The sequence below is a fragment of the Pseudomonas costantinii genome, from assembly GCF_001870435.1.
Lineage (GTDB): Bacteria > Pseudomonadota > Gammaproteobacteria > Pseudomonadales > Pseudomonadaceae > Aquipseudomonas > Aquipseudomonas costantinii.
Genome location: NZ_MDDR01000007.1, coordinates 393249 through 418268 on the forward strand (window position 1 = coordinate 393249; position 25020 = coordinate 418268).

Sequence of the window (25020 nt, forward strand, 5' to 3'; positions counted from 1 at the left end):
AATCACCCTAACTATCTAGCCTCTGCCACCACCAGGCGCTTGATTTACTGATGCTCTTTCCAGACATACAGAGATCAGCCCCATGGACACCCACCCCGATAGTCATTATCAGCTTCTGAATACGGCGGTTCCGCGCTGGCTAGGCATGGCCAGCGCCAGCAAGCGCGAGACGCTGAAACAGACCACGCCGCGAGTGACTACGGCGCCCGCAGCCCAGCGAACCGAACTGCATCGACTGAACGCCGCTCACTGGGAGGCGCAGAACAGCGTCGACGGCGCACTGAAGAACCTGCTGGACGCCAAAGCCTTCGCCAAACCCATCCTCGACAGTGCGCTGCTGACCCGCTTCAATCTCGACCTGGACAGTGAGGCGGTGTACCTGCGCCTGTACATCCCACAGACCGTCCCGTGGTTTCCGATCCGCACCGGCGGCGCACGCACCTGGACCGTGTCCCTGCTGGATGCTGCCCTGCACAACTTCGACTACAACGAAACCCGGGACCACGCCTACGAGCCCGACTCCACTTACATCAGCCAGCCGTCCACCGACGGCCGGTTCGATACGTTGCCCGCCATCCGACAGGCCCTGCCGATCAGTGCGTTTACCCGACTGTGCCGCGAGCTGGACATTGGCGCCCGCTATGCCCAGTACTTGCGTACTCAATTGGGCATGGATGAAGCGGTGGCCGCCGCCGTGCTGCGACACAAGGTCGATACCAGCCAGAAAGCCCAGTTGCGCGCCTCCTTGCAACTGGCGTGGGTCCAGGGCGATATCGACGATGACTTTCGGCAGTTGATCGAAGCACTGGTCAGAGGCGAACAAGGCGTAGCACTCGACGGTTCGCCCTTGCTCTGTCACGACTTAAGCCTGATGGACGCGCCACTCACCGGCCCCCTGCTGTTTGCCCCCAACCTGGAAACCTCACGGAAAGCGCAACGACTGGTGGCCTATATCCCGGATGATCCTGTGCACCCGATCAAGCAATACACCTCACCCTTGGCGTTCAAGCAAGAACTGGTGCGCCAGCTACGCGACGAGGATTACCAGGTGTTCTTCAGCCGGTTTGTCGACCACGACCGGCGCGGCGTGTTCTTTTCAAGCCTGAGCGAACGCCTGGCGAAAGTCACTTTCCACCCGCCCGAGCCCGGCAGCGGCCTGGCGCCTTGGCGCAAAGCCCCCACCAATGATCCTAAGCTGCAGTTTGTCGCCACCCCCATCACGAACGATCCGTGGCTGCACCTCTACGAACAAAAACTCAACAAACTGCTCAATGACGCGCGCACACTCGCGGTGTCCACGGCCAATGCAGACCGTACGGCGCGCTGGGCGCTGTGGGACTCCTTCGTCAATGTCGCCTCGGCAATCGTCAACGCGGTCGTGCAAGTGGCGGCGCCGTTTGTGCCCGGCCTCGGCGAATTGATGCTGGGCTACATGGCTTACCAACTCCTCGATGACGTGTTTGAAGGGGTCATTGACTGGGCTGAAGGCGAAGGCAGGGAAGCGATCGGTCACTTTGCCGGGGTTGTTGAGTCGTTGGTGCAATTGGGCGCCTTTGGCGCAGGCGCCACCATCGGTGTCGCCGAGCTACGCAAAGCTTTGCCTGCCGACATCGCGGCCTTCATCGACCGCTTCAAGCCAGTGAAGCTGGCCAACGACACCACCCGCTACTGGAAGCCCGACCTCAAGCCTTACCAACAACCCTTCACCGCATCACCGCGCCTGGGCCTCAACGAACAGGGCCTGCACATGATCAATGGCGAATCAATGCTGCCGCTGGACGGCAAGCTGTACGCCGTGGAAAAAGCTCCGGACAGCCAGCACTACCGAATCAAACACCCCACACGCCCTGACGCATTCAAGCCCGGCGCACGCCATAACGGCGCGGGCGCCTGGCACACCGAACTAGAGCGCCCGTTGCAATGGGACCGCCTGACCCTGCTGGATCGAATCGGCCACAAGGTGAGCGGGCTCAGCACCGCAGACCGTGAACTGGCCCTGAACATCAGCGGTGTGCAAGAAAACGCGTTGCGCAAGATGCACGTCAACAGCGAGCCTGTCCCACCGCTACTGAGCGATACCCTGGCGCGCCTGAAGATCGACCGCAACCTTACGCAACTGATCAGCAGCCTGCGCAGCGATAACCCGACCGAGTACCACAGCGTCGATCCGCAAGACCAATTGCAACTGTTGACCAGCTACGGCTACTGGCCAAAATCCAAAGCCCTGCAATTTTTCAATGAGCGGGGCCAAGTCACCTGGACCTTCGGTGACCCACGCAAGACCACGGTGCAGATCCACGAGGACCAGTTACAAAATGGCGACCTGCTCAAGACCGTCCTGAGCGCCTTGCCCCCCGAAGAAATCACCGCGCAATTCGGTGAGCGTGCCAGCGACCCACAACTGAGCCTGGAGGCGCGCACGCGCAACCTGAGTAAGAAACTTGCGGACATTGCCGAGAGCAACCGAGCCGCGCTGTTCGATTCGCGCTACGGCCCCTTGCAATTCACCCGTGAACCGCTTACCCAACAGATCCAGAACGCTGCGCCGGGCCTGCCCGCGAGTATCGCCGACAGCCTGCTCAGGCATGCCACCGGGGCAGACCTTGAGGCACTGGACCTGCATCGAACACCCGACCACTTGGACCAATTGGCCCGCAGCGTAATGGAGGAAGTGCGGATCAACCGGGCCTACGAAGGCCAACACCTGGACTCGCAGCACAGCCTCGACACCGACAGGCTGGTGCTCAACTCACTGAAACTGCAGCCAGGTTGGTCGGACCAAATACACCTCGAGGCCCGTCATCTGAGCATGGAGGGCGAAGTCTGGTGCGCAATTGGCCCCGACGATGCGCCCATTCGACGCACATTGGTTCGTACCGAAACCAACCGTTATGTACCCCATGATCCCAAAGGCCCACTGTCCAGTGAAACCGATCTGTACACAGCCGTATTGCATGCCTTGCCCGACACCCAACGCGATGCGCTCGGTATCGAGATCCACCAGGGCGCCGAACTGCGGCGCCGTTTGCGCCTGCACCCGTTGGGACGCGACACAGTGCGCACCTTGCTTAACCCCGACGAAAGCGACCCGCCGTCCATCGAAACCCTGCGTTTGCTCGGCAATGTCGACGGTTACCCTGTCGAAACCGCAAACGCTGTCCAGCCACCCAGTCTGCAGCAGCGCACGCGGGAGCTGTTTCCCAGTTTTAACGATAGGGAGGTCCAGACGTTCATCGACCGATTGCAGAACCAGCCGGGTGGCGCCGACGGCCGGCTCGCAGCGCTGAACGCTGAATACAGGCAATTGGAGCTGGACCTGTATGGCTGGCAACGCGACACCCCCACTACCCACCCTGTCACCAGCGTCCCATTGCACGCTCGCCAGCGCACGTACGACCGACAAAACCGTGCACTTATCGCAGAACGGATCCAGCAGTGCTGGCGCCGCGAAACGGTCATCGATGACTATTACGAGGACCCTGATCGCGATGGCAGGACACTGCGCCTGGAGTTTCCGATTCTGGGGGAGCTGCCATCCCTGAATGCAGACTTTAATCACGTGAGCTTACTGGCCATAACCGGCAGTGACGGCACTCAAAGCGTCGAACCTTTCTTGCGGTGCTTCCCCAATTTGCGACATCTGGAAGTGCGGGAGACCCCCTTGGGCCAACTGCCCGCAGATCTCCATACCTTGCCCAACTTGAATACGCTGAACCTGGACAACTGCAATATCACCCTCACCCCCACGAGCCACGCACGGCTGGCTGGGATGCATCGCCTGCGGGGTCTGAACCTGCACCATAACCCGCTGGGGCTGGTGCCCGATGTGGCCTCCATGATTGACCTGCTGGACCTGGATTTGTCCGACACGGGCATTGACCGCCTGCCGCCTGGCCTGCTGAATCTTACTGAACTTGAAACCGCCTTCTTGAGTGACAACCGCATCAGCGAGTTGCCTGCCGCCCTGTTCGAGCAACCAGCTGCGGGCAGCAATCGATTTGACCTTTCCGGCAACCCGTTTTCGCGGGCCACACTGGAGCAAGTCAAACGTTACTTCCAACGTCATGGCACGTGCTGGGAAATCGAAGCACCGGCGGTGGATGTGCACGACGCACGACGTCTCTACCCGTCACTGAGTAACGACGAACTCAACCGAGTGGTCTTCGGACTGCCTGGCGATATCGAAGCCGGCAAGCGCGAACTGGCGCGCCTCGCCAGCGAACTGGAGACCCTGCAACAGGAACTGGCGCACTGGTCGCTGGACGCCCAACCGCTGCCGGTGGAACAAGCCCGGCGAAAGGCGCTGCACCAACTGTTGGAACGAACCTGGCGCCGGGAAATCCCGCTGGACACTCACTTCACCCACGTGCTGACCCTGCCGCAAAGACTGACTGGAGAGCTGCCCGTGCTCAGTGCCAAGTTTGGGCACATCGGCTACCTGAACGTCGAAGGCAACGGCGGTACATTTCAGCCCGGAGCTTTTCTCAAAAGCTTCCCGGCGTTGGACATTCTCAATATCCAGAACACGCAGATGGGTGACATCCCGGCTTCGGTGTTCGATCTGCCGAGGCTTACGCACCTGGGCCTGTCGAACTGCGGCATCGAGCTGTCCGCCGCTAGCCAGTCGGCACTGGAAGGCATGAGCCGCCTGCAATACCTGAACCTCGACCGTAACGCCATCGGGAAGTCGTTGGATTTTCGCCGGCTACCCAACTTGGCCCTGGTTTCCCTGCAAGCCACCGGCCTGCGCGAAGTGCCGCCGGGGCTGTTGATCCAGCCTCGGCGGATGGGCGTAAACCTCAGCCACAACGTCATTCAGGAGCTGCCAGACGCCACCTTCAATTTGCCGCCCCATGTGACACTCGACTTCAATATCGCCGCCAATCCTCTGTCCGACACGACCCTTGCGCGCATCAAACTTTACTGTCAACGCACTGGCGAGTACTTCAACGCCCAGCCATCCGCCGCACTGCGCGAACGGGTACAGCGCCTGTATCCGAACCTGCTGGAAAGCGAAGCCGATCGCTTCATTTTCAAGCTGCCGGGTACGATGAACGACATCCTCCCGCACTTGACTCAACTGGAAGCCGAGTACCAACAGCTGGACACCGACCTCGAGCAGTGGGTCCTGGATGTGCCCGAGCGGCACCCCATCCTCGACATACCGCTGGACGACACCGCCCGAGCCCAGGAGCAACTGCAGCGCCGCAACTTTAAAACATTGCTGAAGCAGGTCTGGCGCCGTGAAAGCGCAGAAGACGAAGAGAACCTCGACGACGAACTCACCCACAGCCTGCTTATAGATACCCCGCTCATGGGCGCATTGCCGCAGTTGAGCGCGCGCTTCGAGCATGTGTCGCGGTTCGAGCTGATTGGGAACGGCATCACCACCCATGTCGACGGCACGTTGCAATGTTTTCCCAATCTGCAAACACTGGCCTTGAGCAAATGCTCTCTGAGATCACTACCCGCTGCTTTGTTCAGCCTGCCAAAGCTGTCCAGCCTGGAACTGTCTCACTGCGCCATTACGTTGACCGCCGAGTCGGCACGCTCACTATCAGATCTGAGCACGGTGGAATTCTTCGACATGAGCCACAACCCCTTGACCCATGCTCCGGATGTCACAGGTATGAGCCAACTGGTGGCGCTGCACTTGCGCCACTCACAAATCAGCCACGTCCCCCAGGGCGTGTTCCAGCTCACCGAGCTTCAGACACTCGACCTGAGCCACAACCAGATCACACAGATCCCGGCCGATATTCTTGAAATGATGCCGACGTTTCATGACGACTCGGACCTGAGCGGCAACCCGCTGTCGACGCAAAGCCTGGGTTATCTCAGGACCTACTACCTGCGCACAAGCATCGACTTTCAGGTGCCGGAGGTTCTGCTCGATGAACAGGGAGAACCGATACAGCCTGCCTCCCCGCGCCCGCAGGAAGAGTGAGCGCAATCAGCCTCGTTCAGACGGAACCGATGACAATTCGAACGGGCTGCTGCTGCGCCGCTGGTTGCGATCTTCGCGCGGGGTCGCGCCGAAGAAATTGCGGTAGGCGCTGGAGAAGTGCGGCCCCGAGGAGAAGCCGCACGACAGGCCGATCTGGATGATCGACTTGCTGGTTTGCATGAGCATCTGGCGCGCTTTGTTCAGGCGCAATTCCAGGTAGTACTGGCTGGGGACGCGATTGAGGTACTGCTTGAAGATCCGCTCCAGTTGTCGTCGCGATACACACACGTGCTGGGCGATTTCGTCGGTGGTCAGCGGCTCTTCGATATTGGCTTCCATCAACAACACCGCCTGGGTCAGCTTGGGATGGCTGGAGCCCAGGCGGTTTTGCAATGGAATGCGCTGGCGCTCGCCGCCTTCACGAATGCGCTCTACAACCAGTTCTTCGGAAACCGCACCGGCCAACTCGGCACCGTGATCACGGGCCAATACCGCCAGCAGCAAATCAAGTACCGACATGCCACCGCAAGCGGTCAAACGATCTCGGTCCCAATCGAACAGATGGCTGGTGGCGATGACCTTGGGGAAACGCTCAGCGAAATCGTCCTGCCAACGCCAGTGCACGGCGGCGCGGTAGCCATCGAGCAAACCGAGCTGGGCCAGCGGGTACACACCCGCCGACAAGCCGCCGATCACACAACCTGCGCGAACGAGCTGCTTGAGCGCGGTGCTCAGCTGTGAGGCAATGGCGGTGGGCGGTTCGTCCGCCAGCAGGAACAGTTTTTGGAAGCCTTCCAGCTTACCGGCCCATGGCTCGCCCGGCAGTTGCCAGGAGCCTTCGGTCGCGGGCTCTGCGAGCAGAAACGACAACTCGTAGACCACGTCCGGATGCACCCGCTGAGCAACGCGCAAAGCCTCTTCAGCCAGCGCAAGCGTGAGTGCTTTTGTGCTGGGCCAAATCAGGAAACCAATTCGATGGGCGGTCATGGAGGGCTATCCGAAGCGAGTAACGGTAATGAAGACAAAGGCCAATGCTAGCCGGTAAACCAACACAAATCTCAAAACATATGAGGATCTAATGTGGGAGCTGGCTTGCCTGCTCCCACAGGGGATCGGGGCCAACCTCAAGGCTGCGGAGCATGCACTAATTCAGTGCATAAAAGCAGCCTTGATTATTTCAAGCTACCGGACAAAAACTGCTGCAACCGTTCGGATTGCGGGTTCACCAGCACTTCGCGCGGGTTGCCGCGCTCTTCGACGATGCCTTTGTGCAGGAACACCAGTTGGTTCGACACTTCACGGGCAAAGCCCATTTCGTGGGTGACCACCACCATGGTGCGACCTTCCTGGGCCAGGTCCTGCATGACCTTCAGAACTTCGCCGACCAGCTCCGGGTCCAGTGCCGAGGTGGGCTCATCAAACAGCATTACCTCAGGCTCCATCGCCAGGGCGCGGGCAATCGCTACGCGCTGCTGCTCGCCACCGGACATGTGGCCGGGGAACGCATCTTTACGATGGCCCACGCCCACTTTTGCCAGGTAGTGCTCGGCCTTTTCACGGGCGTCTTTTTTCGACATGCCCAACACGTGCACCGGGGCTTCCATCACGTTTTCAAGCGCGGTCATGTGCGACCACAGGTTGAAATGCTGGAACACCATCGACAAGCGCGAACGCATGCGTTGCAGTTGTTTTGGATCGGCGGCCTTCATGGCGCCGTCCTTGTTGGCCACCAGTTTCAGCTCTTCGTTGTTGAGCAGAATCTTGCCGGCGTGGGGTTGCTCCAGCAGGTTGATGCAGCGCAAAAAGGTACTTTTGCCCGAGCCACTGGAACCGATGATGCTGATCACATCACCGGCCGCGGCGGCCAGGGACACGCCTTTGAGCACTTCATGACTGCCATAGCGTTTATGCAGGTCTTGGACTTCAAGTTTGTACATGCGGTCGGTTCTCACAAAAACAGGTGGTCAGTCGTTGAGCAAGCGCCCGTGACGCAGCGCTTCGCGCCCCGCCACCTTGGCCAGCCAGAAACCCGCTTGGGCATAACGTAGCCGTTCAACGGCAAACAACACCCCGGACGTGCCCGCGCAAACAATGCTCACGCGGTCGGTCAAGGGATCAATCACTTCAAAAATCGGCTCGCCCGACTCGACCCGATCACCGGCTTTACGCAGGTAACTGATCACACCGGCGTGGGGCGCAAACAGCAATTCGGTGCCTTCGAAGGGCAAGCCTTCGCAAGGTTCGTGTTGCGGCGCAGGCCATTCGCCGCTGATCAGGCCCTGCTCGGCCAGGAACGCAAGAATACCTTCGGCGTGGAAGATAGCCTCGTCGCGGCCGGTGTCAGCTTGGCCTCCCAATTCCAGGGTCGTCGCCAGGCATGCCAGCGGAACCTGTGCCTCTGGGAAAGCCTGGGACAGACGCAACCAAGGCAGCGAACAGGCTTCATCAAACGAGCTGCCACCGGAATCTTCCGCCAGCAGTCCGACTTTTACATTCAAATGCGCCGACAGCGAACGCCACTGCGGCCAGTGTTGCGGCAGCGCGTACATGTGCAACGCAGCTTCGGCGTCGCAATGCAGGTCGAGGACCACATCGGCGGTGCAGGCGTGGCTCAACAGTACACGTTGCATGCCTTGCAACTGGCTACTTGGCGCGGGCAACGCGTCGAGCGCATCGCTCATCGCCTGGCGGATCATGCGCACGTTGGCGTGCGGATCATCACCCAACTTGCCCTTGAGCAACTCGGCAACCGGCTCGCTCAACTCGACGAAATCACGGTTGAAATTCTTGCCACTGCCAATCTCGAAACGCCCCTGGTGGCTGCCTTGCAGCAACTGGCCGAGCCCCATCGGGTTGGCCACCGGGACCAGCTCGATCACGCCATTGAGGGCGCCTTGCTGTTCCAGTTCGGTGAGACGCTTTTTCAGCTCCCAGGCCGCGCGCATCCCCGGCAATTCGTCGGCGTGCAGGCTGGCCTGGATATAAGCCTTGCGCCCACCGCTGCCGAAACGAAACACGCTCAGTTGGCGCTCGCACCCCAGGTGGCCCCAGGGCAACAGGTGATCGATACGTTCCATATCAATGCTTCCGTGGAGCCAGGTAGCTCAGCCAGCGGCCTTCGGCCAACTTGAACAGGCGCACCAGGATAAAGGTCAGGCACAGGTAGAACGCACCGGCGGTGATATAGGCTTCAAACGGCAGGTAGAACTGGGCGTTCACCGTGCGCGCAGCACCGGTGATGTCAATCAGGGTCACGATGGACGCCAGACTGGTGGTCTGCAGCATCATGATCACTTCGTTGCTGTACTGCGGCAGCGCGCGGCGCAGGGCCGACGGCAGCAGGATGCGGCGGTACAGCTTGTAGCGCGACATGCCCATGGCCTTGGCCGCTTCGATTTCGCCATTGGGGGTGGCCTTGAGGCTGCCGGCAATGATCTCAGCGGTGTAGGCGCTGGTGTTGATCGCAAAGGCCAGGCACGCGCAGAACGTGGCGCTGGACAGCAGCGGCCACAGGAAGCTTTCGCGCACGGCGTCAAACTGAGCCAGGCCGTAGTAGATCAGAAACAGTTGCACCAGCATCGGTGTGCCACGAATCACATACGTGAACAGCCAAGCCGCGCCGTTGACGATCGGCTGCTTGGACACGCGCATCAAGCCCAGGGGCAAGGCAGCGAGCAAGCCGAAGAACAGCGAGATGGCGAGCAGTTTCAAGGTGGTCAGCAAGCCGCCGAGGTACAGCGGCATGGCATCCCAAATGACGTTGTAGTCGAAGATCATAGATCAGCCGCCCTTACGCCTACCGAGTAGCGCTTCTCAAGGTAACGCAGGGCCAGCAACGAGACGCTGGTGATCACCAGGTACATCGCCGCCACTGCGAGGAAGAAGGTAAAAGGCTCACGCGTGGCATCTGCCGCCTGCTTGGCCTTGAACATCATGTCTTGCAGGCCCACCACCGAAATCAGCGCGGTAGCCTTGGTGAGTACCAGCCAGTTGTTGGTGAAACCGGGGATCGCCAACCGAATCATCTGCGGCACCATCACCCGGAAAAACACCTGGAACGGGCTCATGCCATACGCCATACCGGCTTCAGCCTGACCCTTGGGAATGGCCATGAAGGCGCCACGGAAGGTCTCCGATAGGTAGGCGCCAAAGATGAAACCCAGGGTGCCGATACCGGCGGCCAAGGGGTTCAAGTCAATATAGTCGTCAAAGCCGAGCATCGGCGCGACGCGGTTGAGCAGGTCCTGACCGCCGTAGAAAATCAGCAGGATCAGCACCAGGTCCGGGATCCCGCGGATCACCGTGGAGTACAAGTCACCCAGCCAGGCCAACCAGCGCACCGGCGACAGGCGTAACGCGACCCCGATCAGACCCAGAACAATGGCCAAGGCCATGGACGACAAGGCGAGCTGAAGCGTCAACCATGCGCCATCGAGGATGACGGCCCCGTAGCCTTTCAACATGATTCAGGTCCTCGAAAAGGGGGATGAAAAAATGGCGCAAACCTCAGGAATTCTGTTGCTTGCGCCATTGCGGACAGACAGCTGCGACGAGTTACTTAGGGTCAGCGCCGTAAATATCGAAGTCGAAGTACTTGTCCTGGATTTTCTTGTATTCGCCGTTGGCACGGATCGCCGCGATGGCCGCGTTGATCTTGTCCAACTCGGCCTTGTCACCTTTGCGCACTGCGATGCCGATGCCGTCACCGAAGTACTTGGCGTCGGTGAACTGTGGGCCTACGAACGCGTAGCCTTTACCGGCTGGGGTTTTCAGGAAGCCGTCTTGCAGCAGGGTGGCATCAGCCACGGTACCGTCGAGGCGACCGGCCTCCACGTCCAGGTAGATTTCGTTCTGCGAGCTGTAAGGCACAACCGTGGCACCTTTAGGGGCCAGGACTTCCTTGGCGAAGCGATCGTGGATCGAACCGCGTTGCACGCCGATCTTCTTGCCTTTCAACTCATCCAGGCTGTCGCTGACGGTGGTGCCTTCCTTCATCACCAACTGCGCTGGGCTCAGGTAATAGCGGTTGGTGAAGTCCACGGACTTCTTGCGGTCGTCAGTGATGGACATGGACGACAGGATTGCGTCGATCTTGCGCACTTTCAGCGCAGGAATCAGGCCGTCGAACTCTTGCTCGACCCACACGCACTTGACCTTCATCTCTGCGCACAGGGCGTTGCCGATGTCGTAGTCAAAACCCACGATGCTGCCATCCGGCGCCTTCGAGGCAAACGGAGGGTAAGCCGCTTCGATACCAATCTTCAGGGGCTTTTCATCAGCGAAAGCCTGCATGGACAGCACGGACAGCGCCAGGGCGCCCAACAGCACGAGTTTCTTCATCTTGGGACTCCATCGGTATAGGGCAAAAAGCAGTATGAGCCGTGGCCCACGGTGCGGCTTAAGTGAAACCGAATAGCGGTGCTGCGTCCTACGCAGGTTCAACACCTGAGACGACGAGCGAGTGATCGGCATTCTAACGACAGGCCGGAAGCCGATATTTCCTCAATGCGACAACAATTTACAGAAGCACTGAGAAAGCGGTTCCAGCACATTGACAGCCCCTGAGTTTTATGCAGAGACAAAAGATATTAAACCTGTTGATGCTGCAAATAGCGGGCCTATTATTCGCAAACCCTTCTAGCACGGCAAGTCTGGCGTTTAATCTTATTTCCTGGGGTGTCTAAAACGCGGCTTTTCGGGGCGTGGGCGTAGCACTTTGCCTCATGTTCGGGCGGGAGGTTACACATTTAGGGGAGTCGGTAACATTCAGAAACGTCCTACGATGGAAGTCGATATTTATTGGGCTCCGCACTGATCGTTCCCACGCTCTGCGTGGGAATGCAGCCCTGGACGCTCTGCGTCCGCTCTTGAAGTCGTGACGCGGAGCGTCACAGAAGGCATTCCCACGCAGAGCGAGGGAACGATCGGCATGTACAAAAAAGCCCCACCCGGTTTTCACCGAGTGGGGCTCTGTACGCGGCCTTAGGCGGCGTTCATGGCCTTGTGCGTCTCAATCAAGTGCGCCACCACCCCCGGATCAGCCAGGGTGGAGATATCCCCCAACCCGTCATACTCAGCCGTGGCAATCTTGCGCAAAATCCGCCGCATGATTTTCCCCGACCGGGTCTTCGGCAAGCCTGGCGCCCACTGGATCACATCCGGTGAAGCAATCGGCCCGATCTCTTTGCGCACCCAGTTTTTCAGCTCCAGGCGCAGCGCTTCGTTCGGTTCTTCGCCATTTTTGAGCGTGACATACACATAGATACCCTGCCCCTTGATGTCATGCGGCACACCCACCACCGCCGCTTCGGCGACCTTCGGATGCGCAACCATCGCACTTTCAATCTCGGCAGTACCCATGCGGTGGCCGGACACGTTCAACACGTCATCCACGCGCCCGGTAATCCACCAGTAACCGTCTTCATCACGACGCGCGCCGTCACCGGTAAAGTACATGCCACGGAAGGTCTTGAAGTAGGTATCAACGAAACGGTCATGGTCGCCGTACAGCGTGCGTGCCTGGCCTGGCCACGAATCAAGGATCACCAGGTTACCTTCGGCAGCGCCCTCGATGATGTTACCCAGGTTGTCGACCAGCGCCGGCACCACGCCGAAGAACGGCCGTGCCGCCGAACCCGGCTTGAGCGCGTGGGCACCCGGAAGCGGGCTCATCAGGGTGGCGCCGGTTTCGGTCTGCCACCAGGTGTCGACGATCGGGCAACGGGATTGGCCGACGTTCTTGTAGTACCAGTCCCACGCTTCCGGGTTAATCGGCTCGCCCACTGAACCCAGCAAGCGCAGGCTGCTGCCATCCACACCTTCACAGGCAGCGGTGCCGGAAGCCATCATCGCGCGGATCGCGGTCGGCGCGGTGTAGAGGATATTGACCTTGTGCTTGTCGACGATCTTGCCCACCCGGGTGATATCCGGATAGTTCGGCACACCTTCGAACAGCAGCGTGGTCGCACCATTCGCCAGCGGGCCGTAGACGATATACGTGTGGCCGGTGACCCAGCCAACGTCGGCGGTGCACCAGTAGATTTCGCCCGGACGGTAGTCGAACACGCGCTCGTGGGTCAGGGCTGCGTACAACAAGTAGCCGCCGGTGGTGTGCTGCACGCCTTTAGGCTTGCCGGTGGAGCCGGAGGTATAAAGGATGAACAGTGCCTCTTCGGCGCCCATCTCTTTAGGCGCACACACGGTGCCCGCCACTTTCATCAAGTCTTCGTACCAGATATCGCGATGCTGGTTCCACTTGATCGCGCCATTGGTGCGTTTGCACACGATGACCTTTTGGATGCTGCTGGTTTCCGGGTTGGTCAGCGCGTCATCGACGTTGGCCTTCAGCGGAATCTTCTTACCGGCGCGGATGCCTTCGTCGGCAGTGATCACCACCTTCGACTTACAGTCGATGATGCGACCGGCCAGGGCCTCCGGCGAAAAACCACCAAACACCACCGAGTGAATCGCACCGATGCGGGTACACGCCAGCATAGCGACCACAGCTTCAGGGATCATCGGCATATAGATAGTCACCACGTCGCCGCGGTGCACATCCTGGCCGCGCAGGGCGTTGGCGAACTTGCAGACTTCTTCATGCAGCTCGCGGTAGGTGATGGTGCGGCTTTCGGAAGGGTCGTCACCTTCCCAGATGATCGCCGCCTGGTCGCCACGCTCGGCGAGGTGACGGTCCAGGCAGTTGTAGGAAACGTTCAGGGTGCCATCGGCAAACCACTTGATATCGACATGGTGGTCGTCGAAAGAGGTCTGCTTCACCGCGGTGAAAGGCTTGACCCAGTCAAGGCGCTTGGCTTGCTCGCGCCAGAAGCCATCGGGGTTGACCACCGACTGCTGGTACATGGCCTTGTAGGTCGCCTCGTCGGTCAGCGTGTTGGCTGCTACTTCGGGGCGAACGGGGTACAGGGAAGCCGCACTCATCTTTCTTACCTCGGTGACAATCGTTGTTTTTGTATGCCCTGTTGTAGCCGGGGGCGCCCCATAGAACCATTCGACGATGGTAGTAACAAGCCCCTACAAACTGCCCTGCTATGCACTTATGGGGCTCTGGCCCACGGCCTGCACCGCTTTGCGGCTTTCTGAAAAAAGCTTTACCACGGGATTGTTACAAAAACCGCCAATAGTGTTTATCAAAAGCACGGGTATATGAATATAACCCGCGAGCCTAAAATCAATTCCGTCAACACGACACAGTGATTAACACCGTAACAGCCCCCACGAAGGCAACGTTAATCCGAACTTCCCAACTCTTAAGTTACACACGCGGCCTCACAAAGGCCCCGTGCCCCCTTTCGCCCTGAAGAAGGTAAATAGAGAAATGAAAGCTTTAGTAGTTATGGCCCTCAGCAGCTTGTGCGCCACCGCCGCCCTGGCCGACGAAGCCCCGACTGACGTAGCTGGCCAGAACGCCCCGATTGTTGAGGATTACACCTACAGCACGCACTTGGATGTCGCCAAAGTAGTGTCCATGAGCAATATCCCGGACGTCTGCGAAGTTGTACCGGTGAAGATGGAATATGAAGACTCCCAAGGTCAGCGTCATATTCTTAATTATCAGGTGATGGGTAATGGTTGCTCTAACGGGTAATAACTTGGTTAGTTAGGTTTAAACCCGGATCTTGGTTGCCGCAAGAAATCGTTCTTGCGGCCAAGAACCAACCCCCTCCTCTCCCGCTTGATTCGAATGCTACGATCGTGGCGTCATTACTCCCGCTGCAAGGCAGGATACGTTCATGAGAGCCAGTTTCGAGAAAATCCCTACTGAGGCCACTACCTCCTGGACCCTGCTGAACAGGCGTCTATTGGAGGCTATCCCGTTTGAGTGGCATCACCATCCCGAATACGAACTGACCCTCACCCTCAACAGTCGCGGGCATCGCTACATCGGCAACGACGTGGCGCTCTACGATGATGGCGACCTGGTACTGGTGGGCCCAAATGTGCCCCATAGCTGGTCCTCCGCTGAGCGCCTTGACCCGGCTAAACCGCACATTGCGCTAGTCATCTGGTTTTCAGAAGCCTGGGCGGATTCCCTGGTGCAATTGTTTCCCGAAATGGCCTCGACCCGAGCGTTATTGGCTGCGGCGCAAAACGCGCTGAGTTTCAGCGAGCCCACGTCCCAGGCACTTCGTCCTGTGATCGAAGCCATGGTCGAGCAAGACGCTTCCCAGCGGCTGATTTCACTACTAACCGTGCTCAACACACTGTCACGCGATGTAGCGGCGCAGCGAGTCGCGGTGGAAAACACATCGCCCCAGGTTGTTGAAGATGCCCGTATCCGCCGCGTGCTGGACTACTTGCATGGCCATTATGCGCAACCGTTGGGCATTCCCGAATTGGCGCAGATGGCCTGTGTCAGCGTTTCAGCCTTTCATCGTATGTTCCGAAGGCATACACGCTGCACGGCGCTGGACTACATCGTGCGCCTACGCATCGGACACGCTTGTGCCCTGTTAATGCAGGGCAACCTGGCGGTCAGCACGATCGCCGAGCACGTGGGTTACGTCTCTCAGGCGCTGTTCAATCGTCAGTTCAAAGCGCAAAAAGGCATCACGCCCACGCAATTCCGCGAACAGCACGGGCATCACTTCCGGTAGCCAGCCTGATTCTTCTATTCGACTCACAGCAAACGCCACAATCGTACTATTCAACGCGCTTAATCGGACTGCCACCCAAGCCTGCTGGAGTGATTCCATACCTGTATGCACAACACTACAGGTCACCCCATGAGCAACTACCCTACCTTCGAAAGCGCCGAGCTGCCGGACGACTACAAGCACAGCATCGTCAACATGAAAAAGGCATTGCGCGCGCAAATCGGTGACGTGAATGCCTTGTTTGCCGAGGTTAGCGAATTCATTGCCGCCGAAATCGCCTCGATCAAAACCCAGCAAGCCCTGAGCGGTTCCGCCTGGCCCGAAGTCGACTTTGAAACCATCGCCAGCGGCCAGGTAACCGAAGAACAACGCGCACTGATCAAGCGCCGAGGCTGCCTGGTCATCCGCAACCACTTCCCACGCCAGCAAGTGCTGGGCTGGGACAAGAGCCTGCTGGACTACCTGGACACCCACCAATTTGACGCGGTGTATCGCGGCCCCGCCGACAACTTCTTCGGCAACCTCGAGGCCTCCCGCCCGGAAATCTTCCCGATTTATTGGTCCGACGCTCAGATGCAATTGCGCCAACACGAACGCATGGGCACTGCGCAGTCGTTCCTCAATCGCCTATGGACCATCAACTCCCAAGGCCAGCAATGGTTCGACCCAGACGTCAACGCGCTGTATCCCGACCGCGTAAGGCGCCGTCCGCCCGGTACCACCTCCAAAGGGCTTGGCCCACACATCGACTCCGGGGCGCTGGAACGCTGGCTGCATCCTGCCTACCTGAAGGTGTTCGACAAGATCTACCGCAATGACTTCAACGCGTACGACCCATGGGATGCCGCGCATCGCACCGACGTTGATGAATATGCCTACGAAGGCACCAAATGCTCGGCCTTCCGCACCTTCCAGGGCTGGACCGCATTGTGCGACATGCGCGCCGACCAGGGCGTGCTGCACACGCTGCCGATTCCCAAGGCCATCGCCTACATGCTGCTGCGCCCGCTGCTGGATGACGTCCCGGAAGACGAGTTATGCGGCGTTGCGCCGGGCAAGGTGCTGCCGGTTTCAGAGAAATGGCACCCGCTGCTGGTGCAGGGCATGACGCCGATTCCGGATGTACGGGCCGGCGATTCCATCTGGTGGCATTGCGATGTAATCCACAGCGTCGCCCCCGTTACAAACCAACAGGGCTGGGGCAACGTGATGTACGTACCCGCCGCCCCCATGTGCCCAAAAAACCTGCGCTACGCCAAAGACGTGTGCAGGGCGTTCGAGCAAGGCGTCTCGCCGAATGACTTTCCCGATGAAAACTACGAGCAACACTGGAAAGACCGATTCATGACAGCGCAACTGAATGCGCTGGGCCGCAAAGGGCTGGGGCTGGAATAACGCGTCACAGGCATGCCGAGTCGACCACTACTCGCCCCAAGACCAGCACGCCAAAAACAGCACCTACCGCTTGTCAAAAAAAACCAAGCCTGGCAAAGCCTTGCAAACACACGCTTTGGCCGAAAACCACGGCATTTTGGCGCTCGCTCGTGACCATCCGCCGCAACACAAAGCCGAATTTTTCCCTATAATGCGCGGGTAAATCGGGCCTGCAATATCCCTTTACACTGGGATGAAGAGCCAGACCTGAGGCCCCGCTGGAGCGTGCACCTGTCGCTCCGCCCCTCAGCCTCACGCAGAGCACCCGTTACCTAATTCCGTTTAATGCCTGCGCTAGCTGTTGCAACAAACGATTCCTTAAGATCCACCGCGGCCTCAGGGCCGTGTGAACACCCAACCATCCGGTTTCACACGGGCACCTTTGAGCCCTCACGCAGGAGACGACACGTCATGCTGAGCTGGGACGAATTCGACAAAGAAGAAGAAGGCGAAGTAGCCGCTAAAGGCGCCAACGCCGGCCACGCCACCGAAGCCAACATGGACCGCCTCGACGGTGCCGGTGCTGCCGCCGCCGTTGAAGCCCGCGCCGTCACCGCCAATGACTCCGCCGCCATCGTGCGCGCCAAGGCTGCGCTGGACAAACTCGACGTCGCCGAAGGCCTCGCCGAACTCGAAGGCGCCTCCGCCCGCGTCGCCGTTGACGAAAAGCGCATGATCAACTGCCGCGCTGACCTCAACCAACTCGTGCCGTTCAAGTACGACTGGGCCTGGCAAAAGTACCTTGACGGCTGCGCCAACCACTGGATGCCGCAAGAGGTCAACATGACCGCCGACATCGCCCTGTGGAAAAACCCCGAAGGCCTGACCGACGACGAACGCCGCATCGTCATGCGCAACCTCGGCTTCTTCTCCACCGCCGACTCCCTGGTTGCCAACAACCTGGTCCTGGCCGTGTACCGCCTGATCACCAACCCGGAGTGCCGCCAGTACATCCTGCGCCAGGCCTTCGAAGAAGCGATCCACACCCACGCCTACCAGTACTGCATCGAATCGCTGGCCATGGATGAAGGCGAGATCTTCAACATGTACCACGAGATTCCATCAGTCGCCAAAAAGGCAGCCTGGGGCCTCAAGTACACCCGCTCGATCTCCGATCCGAAGTTCGAAACCGGCACCGTCGACACCGACAAAGAACTGCTGCGCAACCTGGTCGCCTACTACTGCGTCCTGGAAGGCATCTTCTTCTACTGCGGCTTCACCCAGATCCTGTCCATGGGCCGTCGCAACAAAATGACCGGCGTGGCAGAGCAGTTCCAGTACATCCTGCGCGATGAGTCGATGCACCTGAACTTCGGTATCGATGTGATCAACCAGATCAAAATCGAAAACCCGCATTTGTGGGATGCCGAGATGAAGGAAGAAGCGACCCAGATGATTCTTCAAGGGACTCAGCTGGAGATCGAGTACGCTCGCGACACTATGCCTCGCGGCGTGTTGGGGATGAATGCGGCGATGATGGAGGATTATCTGAAGTTCATCGCGAACCGTCGTCTGTCGCAGATTGGGTTGAAGGAAGAGTATCCGGGGACGACTAACCCGTTTCCTTGGATGAGCGAGATCATGGACTTGAAGAAAGAGAAGAATTTCTTTGAGACTCGGGTTATTGAGTATCAAACTGGTGGGGCGCTTAGCTGGGATTGATTTCTAAGCCAGCGAATTTGCTAGGCTTGAGCGAATAGCTAAAACGTGCAAAAAAGCCCTGACCTGTTCAGGGCTTTTTGCACTCCAGGATATAAATTTCATCATGCGAACATCACTTAGAGTGATTGATACAGACTTTTTACTGGATGGGCGCGCCCGCCAAGACCTACACCTTACGCGCGAGCGATGGCCTTACCGGGCTTCGTCTCACGGACGTAGAGTTTCCAATACCCCAGCTAGATTGGTAATCGCTAGGTTTCAGTCATTTATTGGTCGCTTGGATAATGGGGCAAAATTCACGCCCCACTGTGCATCTGTATACGGTGAAACTCAGTTCCTCTTTCCAAGGTTCATTTCTTGCCGAGTACCTGGTGAACCGTTACCATTTATCGCATATAAATGCGTGCCTCTCCGGTGCCGCAATTCTCCCGAGCGCTGCAATGTGCTTTTTTTATTTTTGTCTCAGGCGCATCGACTAAATCAATGAAATATAAGGAATCTATCCCGGTCATCGACCTCTTTGCGGGCCCGGGCGGACTAGGGGAGGGATTCTCTTCAATTGGCGGCCATGAGAAGGGAGTGCGTAAGTTCCAGCTTCGCGTCTCGATCGAGAAAGATGCTGTCGCTCACGCCACACTATCCCTCCGCGCATTATTTCGCGCGTTCCCAAAAGGCGAAGCGCCAGAAGCTTATTACCAATACATCCGGGGAGAGATTACTCGTGAAGAGCTTTTCAATCACCCAGACGTCCCGGCAGAAGCCGTAGAGGCCGCGCAAGAAGCTAAGCTCGCAGAGCTTGGTAAAATTTCGCCGGACGAAGTCGACAATTGGATCAAGGAAGCCTTGGTTGGCGCTGAAGATTGGGTTCTCATTGGCGGACCGCCTTGCCAAGCATACTCTGTCGCGGGACGGGCCCGTCGTACACGCGAGAGCCAAGAGGAGTTTGAGAGCGACGAAAAGCACTTTCTCTATAAAGAGTATTTGCGGATTATTCGCGAGTTCAAACCAACGATCTTCGTAATGGAGAACGTTAAAGGCATATTGTCCTCAAAACACAGTGGCTCGCACATATTCCAGCAAATTTTAGAAGACCTCTCAGCTCCTGCCAGAGATCTCTCGTACAACATTCGCTCTTTAGTCGTCCCTAAAGACGTGGAAAAACCAGATCCACACGACTTTGTCATTCAAGCAGAACGCCACGGCCTTCCGCAGGCTAGACATCGCGTTATCCTGCTTGGGATTCGCTCTGACGTCGCCTCAAACTGTCCCGCCTTGTTGGAAAGTCCTCACAAGCTAGTAATGGAGCGCAGCAAAACTGTGTTTACAGTTGGGCAGGCTTTATCAGGGCTCCCTCCAATCAGGAGCAAGATCTCAAGAGGTGGAGACTCGCTCGAAGCCTGGTTATCAGCGCTGGATGAAGCCAGTTCCTTGCTTTTACGGCCCTATGTAGCCGGCCGCAGTGAGTTAATCGATGCCATGAAAGATGCGGCGGTTAAAGCACAAAGGCTTAACTCTAACGGCGGAGCATTTATACCTTGGACGGTAGTTCCAGAAATGAACGCCAAGCAGCGTGACTGGTTCCTCGATACCAAACTGAAAGGGGTGCTACAGCATGAGGCAAGAAGTCATATGCGCTCTGATCTGCATAGGTACATCTTTGCAGCTAGCTACGCGAAGCTGAACGACGCCTCTCCAAAAATACACCAATTCCCAGTACAGCTCCTACCAGCTCATGAGAACGTTTCCTCTGACTCGGTCCCCTTTAGTGACCGCTTTAGAGTTCAAATGAAAAATGGCCCCTCTACAACGGTTGTCGCCCACATAGCTAAAGATGGCCACTACTACATACACCCTGATCCAAGTCAGTGCCGCAGCTTGACTGTCCGCGAAGCGGCCCGATTGCAGACTTTTCCTGACAATTACTTTTTCGAGGGAAATAGAACGCAACAGTACACACAGATAGGAAACGCAGTGCCGCCACTTCTTGCTAGAAAAATCGCAGCCGTAGTCGCAGCGGTAATCGACTCCTATAGATCAGGAAAAAATCGCCGAGCATCGCCAAAACCCTGATCGAACCAAGTGCCCCATCGAGCACTACATCCAACGGATAGTCTTGGGGGCAGAGCCCCCCCCCCGAAAAGATGGCGAACCCCCTGCCTCCCCCCCAGCCAACTAAAATTCGCGTGTTGCCAGATCTTGCTACAAGCTTTGAGCTATATCTAATGCCTGAGGTATTAAAGCGCCTCAGGCAAATCTACCAAAGGTGAAGAGAACGGCCGGGAGAACATAGCATCTCGACATTCTGGTCGCTTTGCCCATTCCGAGATCATCTTGCCATTTGCGGTGTCATGAAGACGATCATTGACCTCTTGGGCCCAGATTTCGATCTGCTTAACAAGCTGGGGAGAAACACCTTGCCTATTCCAGATACGTTCATGATTAAATGAATCACCGTAAGCATGAGAAATTACTGCAACCGTATAAGCGGCAACGTTCGCGAGAAAGGCCGGAACCAATGGACGGGCTGTTTTGTGCACTGCTTTAAATAGCAGGGCTTTAGAAACAATAGCCTTAAAGTAAGCAACATCCGGAATAAAAATCGCCTCATTAGACTCCACTTCAGTCATATCAGACATAAAGCGATCAAAGCATTTCTGAGCGCCGAGGCTTACAACATCAGCATTTCCTTCCCACGCGGTGTAATACTTCGCCAACTCAGTCTTTGTGATCTTCCTTGAAGTAGGTACAGACTCCTTCAGGGCACGGAGCTTAGCTGGTGTTACACCCTCACGGGCAAGAAGAGTATTATAACTTCCCGCAGCTCTCTCATAAAACCATCGCCCCATGCCATCAGGGCAATATACAGAGAGCGACAACCGCTCAATATCGACATGAAACGGCTTATTGGCAGATAGATCCGATTGCCGAACAGCATTTTGACTATTGGCATATCGGGAGATGTCAGAGACAAGCGCTTCCTCCTTTGCAGGATCTTGCTCTTTCATAACGATAATTTTAGCTGGGACGCGTACTTTGCTCAAATCCGTGTCGGCATATTTCTTCTTAGCGAAGAAAATTGATGCTGTAGTTTGGCCACCATTGACAATTTGCATACCACGCAACCAAGCGATGCCTGGAGATCCGTCTGCGGTGCGATCCAGCCGCATCTCATCAGCGACCAATACAATTCCGTTATTGTAAGCCATAAACCTTTCTGGAGAGTTTCGCAAAGTATTTTGAAGTCCAGCATTCACCCCCTTTGACTTCACACTCAAAAATGAGCGCACATTGGCCTCAAGTAAGCGAGGGCCGAATTTTTCATAAATAAATCGAAGCGCCTCTCCTGGAATTGCGGTAAGTGCATAGTCATAGTCTCCTGTTTCGCCAGGTACGAAAACGCACGGCAGTGGGGAACCAGATACATCATTGAAGTCAATGACAAGCTCATCGCGGGGTTTGCCCTCAGAGCGATGGCGAAATAAACGCTCAATATCCATAACTTCAAGTTTTACGTGTTTTCCGCCAACGTCACGCGGTTTAAAGCTTTTCGATTTAGCTATACCGTCTGTGAGTACGTATACACGAACCTGTTCAAGCCCATCATAAATCTCTCGAATCGTCAGCGCGAGCGAATGGACATCGCTTGACGGATCAAGTTTATCGGCAATACGCCCGGCCGCACAGAGCTCTAAGAAACGGACACATTGGGCCGCTGCAGTCTTGATGTCTTGGTCAGGTATCGCACTGAGGCTGTCGAATCCCTCGTACAAACTAACGAACAGATCAAGCTGATCAGCGTCTTCAGACATGGCATAGCCACTCAACCGCAAATTCGCGTTGCCTATCTTTCCCTGAAAGTGGCAGACCACAGGATCAAAAGTCATTCCTGCATCAACAAGATGCTGCATAACCACTTCTGAAAAAACGAGTTCGCCAAAGGGTGTGCCATCAGACATCAGGGTCGCTATCTCGCCCTTAGTTTCCGCGAAAAAGTCATCAAGCGTCATCCTTACTTACTCCTAGTAGTTTCAGAGCCGCGTCGAGGTCTGAGAGGAACGCTCCGGCGTGGTCCAGATTGATTTCGTAGAGGGCGCGCGCGACGCCCGCGGGGACTATTCCTGAAGTCAACCTCGGAAAGCCCTCGGTGACAGAGAAAATATGCCTCTCCTTCAATTCGAACTTTCGTGTGTAATGGCTGAAGTGGCCTTCGAAATAACCGGAGACCATTAGCCTTTCTCTAAGAAGGTTGACAATTCCTAGGTTTCCACCTAGTTGCAACTCGGTCTCCGCAATCTTCTCGGGAAGAGTGAACCCGCCCTCCCCTGGCGAAAAACGCACGGCAGCGAGATACAGAGGAGATACTACAGAGTCGTCCAACTGCTCAAGGGAGCCTATTTTCACGGAAAATCCAGAAGAGGACATCGTAGCTTTGACTTCAACAGCCCCGTCCCCCACCAGAAAATCTTGCGGGGCGTCATCAGGCCCCACCCAGCCTTGAAGTACTTCCTCCGCAGGTACTCCTGACTCTAGAAGATCAATCATGAAGTTAAGCTCGCCCATCAGACCTAGTTCCGCTTCAGGACTGAGAGGATTCGCACCTCGTGACATGAACTGCTTCCAAGCAACTATTCGGCCAATCAAAACCCGTAACAACTTATTTTCTTCAGCGCCAGTAGAAGCGATGTCGTCTAAAGCGCCGACTACATCGTGAACCATTGCGGCGAAAAGCTCGGTGCTTCCAGCTTCTTGACGAGTTAGCGCTAATCTAAGTCCGCCATGATTTTCAGGATCCGCTCTCTCGATCAAAAAACCCTGCCCCTCGGGCAGTTTTTCAGCACGAGCCAACTTTGCAGTCGGAAAGCAGAATAATATCGCTTCAACATTGGCTGGCGAACGCCGTCCAGCCTGCACCGTAACGGGCCCCGCAGAAGCGAGGGAAATAGCCTGCCAGCCTGGGATGAGGTCATTTCCGGAAAGTGACGACCAAGCTAGCAGGAACTCTTCATTCGGACGGGCCATATTCTTGCATCCAGTAGAGGAGGTTAACTTCGTACTCCACGCTTATCGGATTATCACTGCTGGGAAACGCGATGGCGAAAGCCATAATGGGTTTGCTCCATCTTGGAACTATGTGAATCGCCCCGGGTTTCGTAGACACCTCTTTGCCTTAAACTGAGGCCAATTAGGAGGTGCCATGAGCAACCCGCGTTACCCCGAAGAATTCAAAATCCAAGCAGTCAATCAAGTGACCGAAAAGAAGCTGGCTGTCGCTGAGGTAGCGGCCCGTCTTGGTGTGTCGACGCATAGCCTCTATGCCTGGATAAAGCGCTACAGCAAACCTCAAGAAGAACGGCAGCAGGATGATGATCAGCACGCTGAACTGCGTCGTCTGCGAGCGGAACTCAAGCGCGTCACTGAAGAGCGAGACATATTAAAAAAGGCCGCCGCGTACTTTGCCAAGGAGTGCGGCTGAAGTACGCCTTTATCAAGCAGCGCGCTGGCGACTATTCGATTCGACGGCTTTGCCTGACGCTGAAAGTCCATCCCAGCGGTTATTACGCCTGGCTGTCTGAGCCGCAATCTGCACGCGCCAAAGACGACCAGAGACTGTTAGGTTTGATCAAGCACTCCTGGCTGGAGAGCGGCGGCGTTTATGGCTATCGCAAAATCCATGACGATCTGCGCGAGGTCGGTGAAGATTGTGGTCGACATCGTGTGGCGAGGCTGATGCGTCTTGAAGGTCTGCGTTCTCAGACAGGTTATAGACGCCGCCCTGGAAAGTACGGCGGTAAGCCAGCTGTCGCCTCACCCAATTTGCTGAAGCGCCAGTTCGATGTCGTGGAGCCCAACAAGGTTTGGGTTACCGACATCACCTACATTCGTACGTATGAAGGCTGGTTGTACTTGGCTGTGGTGCTAGATCTGTTTTCTCGCCAGGTTGTAGGCTGGTCAATGAAGTCGCAGATGACCAGCGATTTAGCCATTGATGCTTTATTGATGGCGGTTTGGAGGCGTAAACCGAAACAAGAGGTAATGATTCATAGCGACCAAGGCAGCCAGTACAGCAGCTCCGATTGGCGTAGCTTTTTGAAGGCAAACAATTTGGTTGCCAGCATGAGTCGCCGAGGCAACTGTCATGACAACGCTGTGGCCGAGAGCTTTTTCCAGCTTCTGAAACGGGAACGAATCAAGCGAAAAATCTACACCTCGCGGGAAGATGCTCGTAGTGACGTGTTCGATTACATCGAGATGTTCTACAACGTAAAACGCCGCCATGGTTTCAACAATCAGCTGTCACCGGTAGAGTTTGAAAAGCGTTACGCAATGAGCTTGCAAGGTGTCTAGAGAATCCGGGGCGATTCA

At 56.9% G+C, this 25020-nt stretch carries 16 protein-coding genes; 7 read left to right on the forward strand and 9 right to left on the reverse strand.

Features of this window, described 5'->3' with window-relative positions; all coding sequences use genetic code 11:
• Positions 1-82 precede the first annotated feature (82 nt).
• On the forward strand, positions 83-5947 hold the full coding sequence (locus BFL40_RS06820; RefSeq protein WP_071483222.1) for a dermonecrotic toxin domain-containing protein: 5865 nt from the start codon (positions 83-85) through the stop codon (positions 5945-5947).
• A 6-nt stretch (positions 5948-5953) separates the two neighbouring features.
• Here BFL40_RS06820 and argR read toward each other — a convergent pair whose 3' ends face one another.
• The 7 genes from argR to acs form a co-directional block, all read right to left on the reverse strand.
• On the reverse strand, positions 5954-6934 hold the full coding sequence (argR, locus tag BFL40_RS06825) for a transcriptional regulator ArgR (RefSeq protein ID WP_071483223.1): 981 nt from the start codon (positions 6932-6934) through the stop codon (positions 5954-5956).
• Between the two features lie 185 nt (positions 6935-7119).
• Positions 7120-7884 carry an ABC transporter ATP-binding protein gene (locus tag BFL40_RS06830; RefSeq protein WP_003214336.1) on the reverse strand — a complete coding sequence of 255 codons (765 nt, stop codon included), beginning with the start codon at positions 7882-7884 and terminating at the stop codon, positions 7120-7122.
• A gap of 27 nt (positions 7885-7911) precedes the next feature.
• A complete protein-coding gene (locus BFL40_RS06835; RefSeq protein WP_071483224.1) occupies positions 7912-9024 on the reverse strand; it encodes a succinylglutamate desuccinylase/aspartoacylase family protein in 1113 nt (370 codons plus the stop codon).
• A gap of 1 nt (position 9025) precedes the next feature.
• Positions 9026-9724 carry an ABC transporter permease gene (locus BFL40_RS06840; protein WP_071483225.1) on the reverse strand — a complete coding sequence of 233 codons (699 nt, stop codon included), beginning with the start codon at positions 9722-9724 and terminating at the stop codon, positions 9026-9028.
• Entirely contained in the window at positions 9721-10410 is a 690-nt protein-coding gene (locus tag BFL40_RS06845; protein WP_071483226.1) for an ABC transporter permease, read from the reverse strand. Before BFL40_RS06845 ends, BFL40_RS06840 begins: the two co-directional genes overlap by 4 nt.
• 91 nt (positions 10411-10501) lie before the next feature.
• Positions 10502-11287 carry an ABC transporter substrate-binding protein gene (locus tag BFL40_RS06850; protein WP_071483227.1) on the reverse strand — a complete coding sequence of 262 codons (786 nt, stop codon included), beginning with the start codon at positions 11285-11287 and terminating at the stop codon, positions 10502-10504.
• Between the two features lie 642 nt (positions 11288-11929).
• A complete protein-coding gene (gene acs, locus BFL40_RS06855; RefSeq protein ID WP_071483228.1) occupies positions 11930-13885 on the reverse strand; it encodes an acetate--CoA ligase in 1956 nt (651 codons plus the stop codon).
• Positions 13886-14282: 397 nt separating this feature from the next.
• On the opposite strand from acs, the gene BFL40_RS06860 reads away from it, so the two are divergent.
• From BFL40_RS06860 to BFL40_RS06885, 5 genes are all read left to right on the forward strand, one after another.
• Positions 14283-14552, forward strand: coding sequence for a DUF2790 domain-containing protein (locus BFL40_RS06860; RefSeq protein WP_071483229.1), 270 nt, complete (start codon positions 14283-14285; stop codon positions 14550-14552).
• A 145-nt stretch (positions 14553-14697) separates the two neighbouring features.
• Positions 14698-15561: a helix-turn-helix domain-containing protein gene (locus BFL40_RS06865; RefSeq protein ID WP_071483230.1), complete on the forward strand. Its 864-nt coding sequence runs from the start codon at positions 14698-14700 to the stop codon at positions 15559-15561.
• Between the two features lie 129 nt (positions 15562-15690).
• A complete protein-coding gene (locus BFL40_RS06870) occupies positions 15691-16956 on the forward strand; it encodes a DUF1479 domain-containing protein (RefSeq protein ID WP_071483231.1) in 1266 nt (421 codons plus the stop codon).
• Positions 16957-17406: 450 nt separating this feature from the next.
• Positions 17407-18657, forward strand: coding sequence for a ribonucleotide-diphosphate reductase subunit beta (locus tag BFL40_RS06880; protein WP_014719604.1), 1251 nt, complete (start codon positions 17407-17409; stop codon positions 18655-18657).
• Between the two features lie 399 nt (positions 18658-19056).
• Positions 19057-20727, forward strand: a complete 1671-nt coding sequence (locus BFL40_RS06885; protein ID WP_235864687.1) for a DNA cytosine methyltransferase — start codon at positions 19057-19059, stop codon at positions 20725-20727.
• A gap of 164 nt (positions 20728-20891) precedes the next feature.
• Here BFL40_RS06885 and BFL40_RS06890 read toward each other — a convergent pair whose 3' ends face one another.
• Positions 20892-22664 carry an AIPR family protein gene (locus BFL40_RS06890; RefSeq protein WP_071483234.1) on the reverse strand — a complete coding sequence of 591 codons (1773 nt, stop codon included), beginning with the start codon at positions 22662-22664 and terminating at the stop codon, positions 20892-20894.
• Positions 22654-23676 carry a PD-(D/E)XK motif protein gene (locus tag BFL40_RS06895; protein ID WP_071483235.1) on the reverse strand — a complete coding sequence of 341 codons (1023 nt, stop codon included), beginning with the start codon at positions 23674-23676 and terminating at the stop codon, positions 22654-22656. The genes BFL40_RS06890 and BFL40_RS06895 overlap by 11 nt, the downstream gene beginning before the upstream one ends.
• A 175-nt stretch (positions 23677-23851) precedes the next feature.
• On the opposite strand from BFL40_RS06895, the gene BFL40_RS06905 reads away from it, so the two are divergent.
• A protein-coding gene (locus BFL40_RS06905) for an IS3 family transposase (RefSeq protein ID WP_139213470.1) occupies positions 23852-25002 on the forward strand; the annotation gives its coding sequence in 2 pieces (ribosomal slippage) (positions 23852-24089 and positions 24089-25002; 1152 coding nt in all).
• Positions 25003-25020 lie beyond the last annotated feature (18 nt).